11 protein-coding genes are annotated in these 13018 nt (G+C 69.2%); 4 read left to right on the forward strand and 7 right to left on the reverse strand.

All coding sequences use genetic code 11. The features are described 5' to 3' along the window. Window positions 1-110 precede the first annotated feature (110 nt). The gene (locus MSZK_RS28605; RefSeq protein WP_099251908.1) at window positions 111-2687 is read right to left on the reverse strand and encodes an ATP-binding cassette domain-containing protein; all 2577 of its coding nucleotides are present in this window, start codon (window positions 2685-2687) and stop codon (window positions 111-113) included. A 31-nt stretch (window positions 2688-2718) separates the two neighbouring features. Beyond that, a complete protein-coding gene (locus MSZK_RS28610) occupies window positions 2719-3918 on the reverse strand; it encodes an NADH:flavin oxidoreductase (RefSeq protein ID WP_099251909.1) in 1200 nt (399 codons plus the stop codon). Window positions 3919-3988: 70 nt separating this feature from the next. Here MSZK_RS28610 and MSZK_RS28615 point away from each other — a divergent pair, with 70 nt between their 5' ends. From MSZK_RS28615 to MSZK_RS28630, 4 genes are read left to right on the forward strand one after another with little or no spacing between them, the layout of a single operon-like run. Beyond that, window positions 3989-4837 (forward strand): bifunctional methylenetetrahydrofolate dehydrogenase/methenyltetrahydrofolate cyclohydrolase, encoded by an 849-nt coding sequence (locus MSZK_RS28615; RefSeq protein ID WP_099252052.1) that lies wholly within the window; start codon window positions 3989-3991, stop codon window positions 4835-4837. Next, entirely contained in the window at window positions 4834-5163 is a 330-nt protein-coding gene (locus MSZK_RS28620) for a DUF3017 domain-containing protein (RefSeq protein ID WP_371411409.1), read from the forward strand. The genes MSZK_RS28615 and MSZK_RS28620 overlap by 4 nt, the downstream gene beginning before the upstream one ends. 56 nt (window positions 5164-5219) lie before the next feature. Further along, window positions 5220-5837, forward strand: a complete 618-nt coding sequence (locus MSZK_RS28625) for a TetR/AcrR family transcriptional regulator (RefSeq protein ID WP_099251910.1) — start codon at window positions 5220-5222, stop codon at window positions 5835-5837. Beyond that, on the forward strand, window positions 5834-7414 hold the full coding sequence (locus MSZK_RS28630) for an FAD-dependent oxidoreductase (RefSeq protein WP_099251911.1): 1581 nt from the start codon (window positions 5834-5836) through the stop codon (window positions 7412-7414). Before MSZK_RS28625 ends, MSZK_RS28630 begins: the two co-directional genes overlap by 4 nt. On the opposite strand, the gene MSZK_RS28635 is transcribed toward MSZK_RS28630, so the two are convergent. Genes MSZK_RS28635 through MSZK_RS28655 form a run of 5 tightly spaced genes read right to left on the reverse strand, consistent with a single transcriptional unit; the run spans window position 7353 to window position 12978 of the window. Continuing rightward, window positions 7353-8525, reverse strand: a complete 1173-nt coding sequence (locus MSZK_RS28635) for a GGDEF domain-containing protein (RefSeq protein ID WP_099251912.1) — start codon at window positions 8523-8525, stop codon at window positions 7353-7355. The genes MSZK_RS28630 and MSZK_RS28635 overlap by 62 nt on opposite strands. Further along, window positions 8522-9688, reverse strand: coding sequence for a GGDEF domain-containing protein (locus tag MSZK_RS28640; RefSeq protein ID WP_099251913.1), 1167 nt, complete (start codon window positions 9686-9688; stop codon window positions 8522-8524). Before MSZK_RS28640 ends, MSZK_RS28635 begins: the two co-directional genes overlap by 4 nt. Before the next feature lie 10 nt (window positions 9689-9698). Continuing rightward, window positions 9699-10433, reverse strand: coding sequence for a class I SAM-dependent methyltransferase (locus tag MSZK_RS28645; protein ID WP_099251914.1), 735 nt, complete (start codon window positions 10431-10433; stop codon window positions 9699-9701). Beyond that, the gene (locus MSZK_RS28650) at window positions 10430-11608 is read right to left on the reverse strand and encodes a homoserine O-acetyltransferase (RefSeq protein ID WP_233211570.1); all 1179 of its coding nucleotides are present in this window, start codon (window positions 11606-11608) and stop codon (window positions 10430-10432) included. Before MSZK_RS28650 ends, MSZK_RS28645 begins: the two co-directional genes overlap by 4 nt. 17 nt (window positions 11609-11625) lie before the next feature. After that, on the reverse strand, window positions 11626-12978 hold the full coding sequence (locus tag MSZK_RS28655; protein WP_099251915.1) for a bifunctional o-acetylhomoserine/o-acetylserine sulfhydrylase: 1353 nt from the start codon (window positions 12976-12978) through the stop codon (window positions 11626-11628). Window positions 12979-13018 lie beyond the last annotated feature (40 nt).

The raw sequence follows: 13018 nt of genomic DNA on the forward strand, positions 1-13018 counted from the left end.
TCCCAGCCCTACTCAGGTGTCAGCGATGTCCCGAGACATACCACTGTCAGCGATGTCCCCGAACAGAACACGCCGCTGAGCGAACGAAAGCGCGCCGAAATCGCTGGGGGCTACGCGCTCTTGAGCCGGATCTTCCAGCGCACCAGCGTCAGATAGCCCAGGCACAACACCCCGAGCATCGCCATGTCGAACCACCACGCCGACGCGGTGTGCTCCCAATGCCGATCCTTCGGGGTCAACGGGCCGGGCACCAACTTGATCAGATCGATCGTCGACGCCGACGCGGCGAAGCCCCACCGCGCCGGGGTGATCCAGGACAGCTGGTCGAGCACGAGCCGGCCGGTCACCGGGATCATGCCGCCGGAGAACACCAGCTGGCTCATGACCGCGACGACCAGCAGCGGCATGATCTGCTCGTTGGACTTGGCCAGTGCCGACAACGCCAGACCCACCATCGCGGCGGTGACCGTCGTCGCGGCCATCACCACGAACAGCTCCAGCGTCGGGCTCAGGAACGTCAGCGAGCCCTGCGTCGGGCTGCCCTTGCCGGCGATGGTGATCGCGGTGACGATCGAGGACTGCACGATCGCGAACGCCGCATAGATGCACACCTTCGCCAGCAGGTACGCCGTGGTCGACAACCCGACCGCCTGCTCGCGGCGGAAGATCGGCCGCTCGCCGATCAGGTCTCGCACGGTCAGCGCGGTACCCATGAAGATCGCGCCGACGTTGAGCAGCACCAGGATCTGCCCGGGTTCGTTGGGCGCGTCACCCATCGGGTTCGGCACCCCGAAGCCGACCGTGCCCGGCACCGACAGCGACAGCACGCCCATGATGAACGGCAGCAGCGCGAGGAACGCGAAGTAGCCCCGGTCGGAGACGATCAGCCGCATCTGCCGCCGGGCGATCGTGGAGAACTGGCGCAGCAGGCTGGTGTGTGTCGGCTCGCCCATGTTCGACGGCGCCTCCAGCGGGGGCGGCGGGGGAGTCGGACCGGTGTGCGCGAGGTAACGCTGATAGGCGGCGTCGGGGTCACCGGCAACCGTGCTGAAGATGTCGGCCCAGTTGGTGGTGCCCATCGCCGGGCCGATCTGGCTGGGCGGACCGCAGAACGCCGTCTTGCCGCCCGGCGCCAGCAGCAGCACCTGGTCGCACACGTCGAGGTAGGTCAGCGAGTGGGTGACCACCAGCACCACGCGGCCGGCGTCGGCCAGCTGGCGCAGCATCGTCATGACCTGGCGGTCCAGCGCCGGATCCAGCCCGGAGGTCGGCTCGTCGAGGATCAGCAGCGACGGGCCGGTCAGCAGTTCCAGCGCCACCGACGCCCGCTTACGCTGACCGCCCGACAACTTGTCGACCCGGGTGTTCGCGTGCTGGGTCATCTCCAGTTCGGACAGCACCTGGGCCACCACCTGCTGGCGGTCCTCCTTGGTGGTGTCCGGCGGCAGCCGTAGTTCGGCGGCATACATCAGCGCCTGGTTGACGGTCAGCTGGCCGTGCACCACGTCGTCCTGGGGCACCATGCCGATCCGGGAGCGCAGCGACGCGTACTCGGCGTGGATGTTGTGACCCTCGAAAGTGACTGTGCCGCTGGTGGGATGGGTGTAGCCGGCGACCAGTCGGGCGAACGTCGACTTGCCGGCACCGGACGGGCCGATCACCGCGGTCAGCGTGCCGGGGCGCGCCGTCAGCGAGATGTTGTCCAGCAGCGTCTTGTTGTGCTCGATCGTCCAGGTCACCGCCCGGACGTCCAGACCGCCGGTCGCCGTCGCGGCCTCGGTCTCGGTGCGCCGGACCAGCGTGCCACCGGTGAACACCAGGTCGACGTTGCCGATGGTGACGGTGTCGCCGTCGTTCAGCAGCGCGGTGTCGACCCGGCTGCCGTTGACGAATGTGCCGTTGATGCTGCGGTTGTCGACGATCTCCGTCCCACCCGGGGTCGGGATCAGAGTGGCGTGGTGGCGCGAGGCCAGCACGTCGGGGATGACGATGTCGTTGTCGGTCGCGCGGCCGATCTTGATCCCGCCGGGCGGCACCTCGCCGGGCGCGCCCGGGCGCAGGATTTTCAGCATCGACGTCGCGATGTTCGACGATCCGGCGGACTTCCCGACCGCCGGGCGCATCTGGGTCGGCGCGGCGGCCGGCGGCGCGGCCGCGGTCGCCCCGGTCGGCGGGTGGTAGGTCGGCTGCGCCCGCGAACCGCCGGTCGGATACGACGGCGGCGGTGATTGCGGTGGTTGCGCCGGTGGCGACTGGGGCCACGATCCGGCCGTCACCGGACCCCGGGTCGGCGCGGCAGGCCACGACGGCGAGGACACCGGAGCCGCCAGCCGCACCGACGAGGTCTGCGGCGGGCGTCCCACCGAACCCTGGGCGCGGCCAAGGCCGAAGCTCATCGCCGGCCCGTCCGGGTTGCCCACGTTGACGGTCAGGCCGTCGGTGATGTCCACCGACGGCACCCGGCGTCCATGCACGAACATGCCGTTGAGCGAGCCGTTGTCGATCGCCATCCACCGGCCGTGGTCGTAGCGCAGCACCAGATGGGCGCGGGAGATCAAGGGGTGGGCGATTCTCACGTCGGCACGCAGGTCGCGGCCGACCACGACATCGTGTCCTGCAGCGAAAGTGCGCTCCGACCCGTCGTACCGAACTGTGAGCACGGGCGCGGCTGGTCGACTCATCGACACCAACTCTATCGGTATCGACGCCGTCAGCCCGTCAGGCCGGACCGCCCGTCACGACACACAGGGTGCGCGAGTAGATCGTCGGCATGCATTTGTTGCAGTGCGTGCACAGCGATTGCACCGAGTGCGCGTCGCCGTCGGCCTGGATCCGGTTGAGCAAATCGGGCTCGGCGAGCAGGGCCCGCCCCATCGCCACGAACTCGAAGCCCGCGGCCATCGCGCGGTCCATGGACTCACGGTTGGTGATACCGCCGAGCAGGATCAGCGGCATCGTCAGTTCCTTGCGGAACTGCTCGGCATCGCGCAGCAGGTAGGTCTCGCGGTACGGGTACTCGCGCATGAATTTCTTGCCCGTCATTCGCATGCCCCAGTTCAGCGGCCATTTCTGCGCCGCGGCGAATTCCTTGACGGGCGCATCGCCGCGGAACAGATACATCGGGTTGAGCAGCGAGCTGCCCGCCGTGAGCTCGATGGCGTCCAGGCCGCCGTCCTCCTCGAGCCACTTCGCCGTCTGCAGCGACTCGTCGATCTGGATCGAGCCGCGAACCCCGTCGGCCATGTTGAGTTTGGCCGTCACGGCGATGGGGGCAGGCCCGAGCCGCTCGACCTCGCGACGGACCGCCATCGCGATGCCGCGCGCCACCTTGGCGCGGTTCTCCAGCGAGCCGCCGAATTCATCGTTGCGCCGGTTGATCATCGGCGACAGGAACGAGCTGGCCAGGTAGTTGTGCCCGAGATGGATCTCGACGGCGTCGAATCCGGAGTCGATGGCGAACCGGGCGGCCGCCGCATGCGCGGCGATGACGTCGTTGATGTCGTCGCGGGTGGCGTGGCGGGCGAACTTCATCGACAGCGGGTTGAAGAACCGGACCGGGGCCAGCGCGGTCGCCTTGTTCGAGCGGGCGTTGGCCACCGGGCCGGCGTGACCGATCTGGGCACTGATCTTCGCGCCCTCGGCGTGCACGGCGTCGGCGAGCCGGCGCAGGCCGGGGACGGCCTCGGGACGCATCCAGATCTGGCCGCCGTTGGTGCGCCCGCCCTGGCTCACCGCGGTGTAAGCGACGGTGGTCATACCGATGCCGCCGGCGGCGATCGCGCGGTGGAAGGCGATCAGGTCGTCGGAGACCACGTCGTCGGGTGTGCGGGCCTCGAAGGTGGCCGACTTGATGGTGCGATTGCGCAACGTGATGGGGCCGAGTGTGGCCGGGCTGAACACATCTGGCGCACTGTTCATAACCGCAGCTGACCACGCGGTATCCCATGCTGTCAACGGCCGTCCCGATGCCGATGGAAGAATGTGGCGCGTGGTCGCAATCACCCTGGACGGCAAGCTCACCCGCGACGAGATTTTCGTCGATCTCACCGACCGGGTCGCGGCCCTGACCGCTGCGGGACGTACCCCCGGGCTGGGCACCGTGTTGGTCGGCGACGACCCCGGTTCGCACGCGTATGTCAAAGGCAAGCACTCCGACTGCGCCAAGGTCGGGATCACCTCGATCCGCCGTGACCTGCCCGCCGACGTCAGCCAGGCGCAGCTCGACGAGACCTTGGACGAGCTGAACGCCAACCCCGAGTGCACCGGTTACATCGTGCAGCTGCCGTTGCCGCGCCACCTCGACGAGAACGCCGCCCTCGAGCGGGTCGACCCGGCGAAGGACGCCGACGGGCTGCACCCGACCAATCTGGGCCGGTTGGTGCTGGGTAAGGAAGCGCCGCTGCCCTGCACGCCGCGCGGCATCGTGCATCTGCTGCGCCGCTTCGACGTGCCGATCGCCGGCGCGCACGTGGTGGTCATCGGCCGCGGCGTCACGGTCGGCCGCCCGCTGGGCCTGCTGCTCACCCGCCGCAGCGAGAACGCGACCGTGACCTTGTGCCACACCGGAACTCGTGACCTGCCCACGCTCACCAAGCAGGCCGACATCATCGTCGCCGCCGTCGGTGTGCCGCACATGCTGACTGCCGACATGGTGCGACCCGGTGCGGCCGTGGTCGACGTCGGGGTGAGCCGGGTGGACGGAAAGCTGACCGGCGACGTGCATCCCGAGGTCTGGGAGGTCGCCGGGCAGGTGTCGCCCAACCCCGGCGGGGTGGGCCCGCTGACCCGGGCGTTCCTGCTCACCAACGTCGTCGAACTGGCCGAAGCGGCCCGGTGACCGCTCGCGCGAAGCGCCGACTGCCGACTCGTGCGGAGGCGGTGGCCTTCACCAGGCGCGTGGTGCGTTCGCAATGGCCCATCCTGGGTGTCGGGGTGATCTTCGTGGTGGCGTTCGTCCTGGTGGCCGCGGGATTCTGGCGGCGCGGTTCGCTGCTGATCGGGATCGCCGTCGGGGTGGCCGCCGGACTTCGCCTGGTGCTCACCGAGGAACGGGCCGGGCTTTTGGTGGTGCGCTCGCGGGGGGTGGATTTCGCCACCATGACCACGGTCTGCGTGGTGATGGTCTACATCGCGTCGACGATCGACCCGCTGGGCACGAGCTGATTTCTGCCCAGTGGGCAATCTTGCACGGTAGGCAAATTTAGGCGTACGGTGGCGGCATGACCTCGTCGCCGGGATTGCGTGAGCGCAAGAAAGCCGACACCCGCCGGGCACTCAGCGATGCCGCACTGCACCTGGCCTTCGAGCGGGGCATCGACAACGTCACCAGGGAAGCCATCGCCGAGCGGGCCGGGGTCTCCCTGCGGACGTTCAACAACTACTTCGCCGGCAAGTACGAGGCCATCGCCTACCGGCAGCTCGAGCGGATGCGGCGCAGCCTCGCGACATTTCGGGCGCGGCCCGCGAGCGAACCGCTGTGGACGGCCATCACCGAGGCGGTGCTCGCTCCTCTGCTCGCCGAGATGGGCGAAGACTATGCCCCGACCCGTCAACAACTCGACCAGCTCCTCGAGCTGAGCATGGCCATCGAAGTGCGCAACGCTCTGGCCAAAGACCTGATGGCCGAATGGACCGAGGCGATCGCCGAACGGACCGGCACCGATCCGGCCCGCGACATGTATCCGCGGCTGGTGGCCGCCAGCATCCGCGCTGTCGCCGAGGCCGCCATGGACACCTACATCGCCGCCGACCCGCCCGTTCCGATCGTCGGCCTGATGCGCCGAGGCTTCGCCGATGTCGTCGCCGGGCTGCCCGAACCGAAAGGAAAGTCGTCATGAGCGATGTCGACGTCGTCATCTCCGGTGCCGGTCCCAACGGCCTGATGCTGGCTTGTGAACTGGCCCTGGCGGGCGTCACGCCCGTGGTGCTCGACGCGTTACCCGGGCCCAGCGACGAGCCGAAGGCCAACGGACTTGTGGGCCAGGTCGTTCGGCTGCTCGATATGCGTGGTCTCTATACACCGATCACCGGGCTCGCCGACCCGCCACGCCCGGTGCAGGGCTGGATCTTCTCCGGCATGGCACTGGATCTCGTCGGCATCGATGACAATCCGATGTACGCGATGGCGATCTCGCAGCCCAAGCTGGTGCGCTTCCTGGCCGAACGCGCCCGCGAACTCGGTATCGACGTCCGCTGGGGCCACGAGCTCACGGCGCTGGACACATCCGACGATGGTGTCCGGCTGACGATCGCCACGGAATCCGGTGTCTACACCGCGACCGCGTCGTATCTGGTGGGTGCCGACGGCGGGCGCAGCTTTGTCCGCAAGAGCGTCGGGATCGACTTTCCCGGCGCGACGTCGCCCACCGTCGCCAGGGTCGCCCATGTGTCGGTGCCCGAGGAGTACCTGCATTCCGACGGTGGTCTGGATGTCCCAGGATTCGGCCGAGTCTCCTTCGGTCACAACAGGTTCGATCGCGGAATGGTGATCTATGCGCCGTTCGAGCCGGACCGGACACTGCTGGGCACGATGGAATTCGGCCCCGCAGCGCAGGCGGACGAGCCGATGTCGCTCGGTGAACTGCGCGACAGTCTGGCCCGTGTGCTCGGCACCGAAATCCGGGTCGACGAGCCGCATGGCCCCGGCCCGCACGCGCTGCGCCGCATCAACGGCCAGAACACACGGCAGGCCGAGCGCTACCGATCCGGCCGGGTGCTGTTGGTCGGCGACGCGGCGCATGTGCACAGTGCGATGGGCGGCCCTGGGCTGAATCTGGGGCTGCAGGATGTCGTGAACGTCGGCTGGAAGCTCGCTGCGGTCGTCAACGGCACCGCACCCGACGCTCTGCTCGACACGTATCAGACCGAACGTCATCCGGTGGGGGAGCGGGTGATGATGCATTCGATGTCGCAGATCGCGCTGATGGCGCCCGGACCCGAAATTGCCCAACTGCGAAAGCTTTTCACCGAGCTGATCGCCATTCCCCAAGCCGCTGCCCATATGGCGGGACTGCTTGCCGGTTCGGATGTCCGTTACGACATGGGCGACGACCATCCGCTGTCGGGCTATCTGGTGGGAGACCTGACGCTCGACGACGGCCGCCGGGTTGCCGAGCTGCTGCACAAGGCCAGGCCGGTGCTGCTCGATCTGGGTGGCGGCGCGGCCGCGCGGTGGGCGCGGAGCTGGGCCGACCGCGTCGACACCGTCGACGCCGAGCTCGCCGGCGGACCGGTGGCAGTGCTGATCCGGCCCGACGGCTACGTGGCCTGGGCCGCAGACGAATTCGGCGCTGCCGACGAGCAGCGGCTGCACGAAGCGCTGAGCCGCTGGTTCGGCGAGCCCGGTGCAGGCGTCACCGCGGATCCCGGCGGCCGGACTTGGCCCGGTACATCGACTGGTCGACGCTTGCGATGAGGTCGGACACGGTGTGCCCGGCGCCGGCGGCGGCGGTGAGCCCGATGCTGACGCTGACCGCACATGGACATCGGTGGCCGGCATCGAGATCGGCGATCCGCAGGCGAATCCGCTCGGCGGCCGCACCGGCCGCCTCGCGGTCGGCGTCGACCAGACCCACGCAGAACTCGTCACCGCCGAGTCGGGCGACGAAGTCGCGGTCGCCGACTTCTCGGTGCAGAACGTCTCCGATGGCCATCAGGACGTTGTCGCCGGCCATGTGGCCGTACGTGTCGTTGATCGCCTTGAAGTTGTCGACATCGAGCAACAACAAGCCCAGCTGTCCGTCATTGCTGCGCATCCGGGAGAGCTCGGATTCCAACCGCTCGAGGAAGCCTCGCCGGTTCAACAGCGACGTCAGCGGGTCGGTGCTGGCCAACAGCGCCAACTGCCGCTGCAGCGATTTCAGCCCGGTGATGTCGTGCGAGGTGCTCACCACGGTCTGGATCACCCCGTCGGCCGACCGTTCGGGGACCACCCGGGTCAGATAGTGCCGGGGGCCGTGCCGGGTGGGCAGCTCGTGCTCCTCCTCGGCCGGCTGCCGGCTGTCCAGCACGCGGTCGACCAGCGCTTCCCACTGCGCGACCAGTTCCGGTGGCAGGCCGATCTCCCGCTTGCTCTTGCCGATGAACGACTGGGCTGCAAGTCCGGTGACCCGCTCGATCGCGGGGTTGATGTACAGATGCCGATGATGCAGGTCCATGCGCGCCACGATGTCCGGCAGGGTCTGCACCGTGGTGAAGAACGCCTCGTTGTGCCGTTCGCGCTCGGTCGTCCGGCGCAGGATTGCCACACACCGCGTCGGCGGGTCGTCCAACGCCTGCAGCACGCAGTTCCAGTCCGGGGTGTGGTCGAAGTGCAGCACGGAGGGAGTGTCGCCGCCGTCCGGCCAGGCCGAGGCCAACTCCGCCAGCAGCACCTCCTCGCCGGGCCAGTCCGGGTGCCCGTCCACCGCGGCATCGAATGCGCTTGTCCGGGAATCGATCACGACCCGCGTGCCGGCGAGCCGACACAGCGCCGCCGGAACATTGCCGGCGGCGAGCCAGTCGAGCCACTGGTGTGCGGTGGTCATGGATCGCCGCCCAGCTTCGCTTGATACATCAGCATGTCGACTCGGGCCAGCAGGTCGAGAGCGGTCGCATCGCCGGCCTCGGCCGCCGCGACACCCACGCTCACACTGACCCCGAGCGTTCTCCCGGTGTCGTCGACGATCGCGCTGACCCGCTCGGCGATCCGCCGTGCGGTCTCCGCGGCGCCGGCTGCGTCGGTGTCGATCAGCGCCACGCAGAACTCGTCACCGCCGAGGCGCGCGGCAACGTCGTGGGAACGGGTTTCGTCGGTCAGAATCCGGGCCACCGTTTCGAGCACACGGTCACCGGCGACGTGACCGAACCGGTCGTTGATGAACTTGAAGTTGTTGAGGTCGAGCAGCAGCAGGCTGAAGCCGCCGTGACCACGCTGCACCCGGTCCAGCTCGGTGCCCAGCCGGGCGGTGAAGCTACGCCGGTTCAGCAGCGAGGTCAGCGGGTCGGTGCGAGCCAGCTGCTCGAGCTGGTGCTGCAGCCGTTTGACGTCGCTGATGTCGCGGACCACCGACAGGATGCTCTCGACCTGACCGTCACGGTCGAACTCGGGCGCCGCGCGGCCGAGGTAGTGGCGCAGACCGGTTGGGCCCTCGTAGTCGAACTCCACCTCCACCGGCTCGCCGGTGTCGATGACGCGTTGGTAGGCCGCTTCGAAGCTCGTGGCGAGCGCGGCAGCGGCGCCGGTCTCGGTGTAGGTCTTGCCGATGCGGCTCTCGGCGGGGACGCCGGTGATGGCGCCGATCGCCGGATTGGCGTAGCGACAGCGGAATTCGCGGTCGTATCGGGTGACCACGTCGGGCAGGTTCTCCACGATCGTGAGGAACGCATCGTCGGAGGTGCCCCACTGCGCCGGTAGGTTCAGGATCGCCAGATGCTCGTCGGGCTGCCCGTCGACGGGGTGCAGGACGCACCGCCAGCCCGGCGCGTCGTCCGAGGCGATCACCACCGGAATCTCGCCGCTCTGTGCCGTGTGTGATTGCAGCCGCGACAGCAGGGTTCGCTCGTCGAGCCGGCCGGCCAGCCCCTGCAGAGCGGCCATGAATCCAGGTGTGCGCGCCACGATCTCGATCCCGCCGGACGAACCCCGGCAGTGGAACGCAGGAACCCCGGCCAGCGCCAGCGCGGCCAGCCATTGCTCCGCGGACACCATGGCCGCCAATCTATCCGGCCAGCGTGGCCCGGATGCACACCGTGATGTAGGGCAGCGCCAATCCGGTCGAGTTGGCCAGCGCGGGATGGGTGGTCAGCAGTTCGCGGACCTCCTCGAGGGTCTGGGTGCGCACGTCGGCCGGCGAGGTGATGCAGTAGCTGCGCGAGGCGACCAGGTCGATCAGCGCCTGCGGCGTCAGGTAGCTCGTCCACTCGACGCGGTGGTGTTCGACGCCGGTGAACGGTGCGGGCACCGTGGTGGTGTCGTTGAACTGGGCATTCTCGTGGCCGATGATGCGGCCGAGATCCTTGACCCAGCCCAGGCGTTCGTCGCGCGCATTCCACACCAGACCCAGCCGGCCGCCCGGCCGCAGCACCCGGGCCACCTCGGCGACCGCCTGCTGCGGATCGAACCAATGCCAGGCCTGGGCCACCAGGACGGCGTCGACGCTGTCATCCGGCAACGGGATCTGCTCGGCGGTGCCCAGCAGGGCCGGGGTGTCCGGCAGCGCCGAACTCAGCAGCTCCAGCATCTCGGCCAACGGGTCGACGGCCACCACGTCCAGGCCGCGCTCGACCAGCCGGGTGGTCAGCTTGCCGGTGCCTGCGCCCAGGTCCAGCACGTCGCGCGCCCCGGGGGGCAGCAGCCAGTCGATGGCCTCCGGCGGATACGACGGGCGGCCGCGCTCGTAGGCGGCGGCCTCGGACCCGAAGGACAGTGAACGTTCCCGCCGCGACTCGGTCACGGCGCGGCGGAACCTTCGCCGGCCAGCTCCAGGGTCCGGCGGATCAGGCCGCCGACCGCCTCGGTTTCGACGAGGAACCCGTCGTGGCCGTAGCTCGACTCGACCACCTCGAGGCCTGAGCAGTTCGGCAGCAAGTCGGCCAGCTCCTCCTGCAGCCGCAGCGGGTAGAGCCGGTCGGAGGTGATCCCGCCGACCACCGCCGGGACCGGGCACGATCCGAGCGCCGCGGCCACCCCGCCGCGACCGCGCCCGACGTCGTGGTTGGACAGCGTCTCGGTCAGCGTCACGTAACTGCCCGCGTCGAAGCGTTCGACCAGCTTGGCGCCCTGGTACTCCAGGTAGCTCTGGACCGCGTACCGGCCGCCGGCCAGCGTGTCCTCGTCGCCCTGGGCGGCATTGCCGAACCGGCTGTCCAACTCGACCTCACCGCGGTAGGTCAGATGCGCGAACCGGCGCGCCAGCTGTAGCCCGACGTCGGGATTGCGGCCGGTGCCGTGGTAGTCGCCGCCCTGCCAGTTCGGGTCGGCCTTGATCGCCGCGATCTGCGAGCTTTGCGTGCCGATCTGGTCGGCGGTCGCGCGGGCGCCGACGGCCAGCACCAGGGCGGCCCGCACCCGCTCGGGGTAGCCGATCATCCACTCCAGTGCGCGTGCGCCGCCCATTGAACCGCCCACCAGGGCGGCGACGTCGGTGATGCCGAGCGCGGCCAGCGCGGCCACATCGGCGTTCACCTGGTCGCGCACCGTGATGATCGGGAACCGGGAGCCCCACGGCCTGCCGTCGCGGGCCAGTGAACTCGGGCCGGTCGAGCCGCGGCACCCGCCCAGCACGTTGGTCGCCACCGCGCACCAGCGGGTGGTGTCGATCGGCGCGCCGGGGCCGGCGATACCGTCCCACCAGCCCGGGGTCGGGTGGCCGGGGCCGGCCGGCCCGGTCAGGTGCGAGTCGCCGGTCAGGGCATGCAAGGCCACGACGACGTTGTCGCGGGTGGGGGAGAGCTCACCCCAGCGCTGCACCGCGATCGACACGTCGGAGAGGACCTCGCCGCTTTCCAGCGTCAGCGGGCCGATGTCGACGACGCCGATCTCCCCCTCGGCCGGCAGGGTCACCGTGCGCTCATCGCGCCCGGCCGATTGTTGTTCTTCTTCGCGCAAGCGCTCATCAGACAGTGTCATGTCAGGCTCACCCCAACTCAAAAGGCCGCCACGGCGCGCGCGTCCGACGGCTGGCCGTCCGACACCGCCCGCGCGGCCGCGAAGCCGCGCTCCAGATCGGCCAGGATGTCGTCGATGCCTTCCAGACCGACGGCCAAGCGCACCAGGCCGGGGGTGACACCGGTGGCGAGCTGCTCGTCGGCCGACAGCTGCTGGTGGGTGGTCGACGCCGGATGGATCACCAGCGAGCGCACGTCGCCGATGTTGGCGACGTGGCTGTGCAGTGTCAGAGCGTTGACGAACGCCTTTCCTGCTTCCACGCCGCCGGCCAGCTCGAAGGCCAGTACCGCGCCGGTTCCCTTGGGCGCCAACTTCTTTGCCCGCTCGTACCACGGCGAGGTCGGCAAGCCCGCGTAGTTGACCGACACCACGTCGTCGTGACCGGCCAGGAACTCGGCCACCTTCAACGCATTGGACACGTGGCGCTCGACCCGCAGGCTCAGCGTCTCCAGGCCCTGGGCGATCAGGAACGCGTTGAACGGCGAGACCGCCGAACCCAGGTCGCGCAGCAGCTGAACCCGCGCCTTGAGGGCGTAGGCGGGCGCGCCGAGGTCGGCGAAGACCACACCGTGATAGCTGGGATCAGGGGTGGTGAAGCCGGGGAACTTGCCGCTCGTCCAGTCGAACGTGCCGCCGTCGACGATCACGCCCGCGATCGCCGTGCCGTGGCCGCCGAGGTACTTGGTCGCCGAGTGCACGACGATGTCGGCGCCGTGGGCGATCGGCTGGATCAGGTAGGGCGTGGCGATGGTGTTGTCGACGATCAGCGGCACCCCGTTGTGGTGGGCGACCGCGGCCACGGCCGGGATGTCCAGCACGTCGATCTGGGGGTTGGAGATCGTCTCGCCGAAGAACGCCTTGGTGTTCGGCCGCACCGCGGCCTGCCAGGACTCCGGGTCGTCGGGGTCGGTCACGAACGTGGTCTCGATGCCCAGTTTGGGCAGCGTGTAGTGCAGCAGGTTGTAGGTGCCGCCGTAGAGCCGCGGCGAGGACACGATGTGGTCGCCTGCGTTGGCCAGGTTCAGGATCGCGAAGGTCTCGGCGGCCTGCCCGGAGGACAGCAACAGCGCGGCAACCCCGCCTTCGAGGGCGGCGATCCGCTGCTCGACGGTGTCCTGGGTGGGGTTCATGATCCGGGTGTAGATGTTGCCCGGCTCGGCCAGCCCGAACAGCGCGGCGGCGTGGTCGGTGTTGTCGAACGTGTAGGACGTGGTCGCGTAGATCGGCAGCGCCCTAGCATGCGTGGCGGCGTCGGGAGTCTGCCCGGCGTGGATCTGCTTGGTCTCAAAAGACCAGGTCGCGCTGGGGTCCTCGGTCTGCGACGTGCTCATGTGAAACGAACCTCCATCTGTCTCTGGGGGCCCGTCAGCA

The sequence above is a fragment of the Mycobacterium sp. shizuoka-1 genome, from assembly GCF_002723835.1.
Lineage (GTDB): Bacteria > Actinomycetota > Actinomycetes > Mycobacteriales > Mycobacteriaceae > Mycobacterium.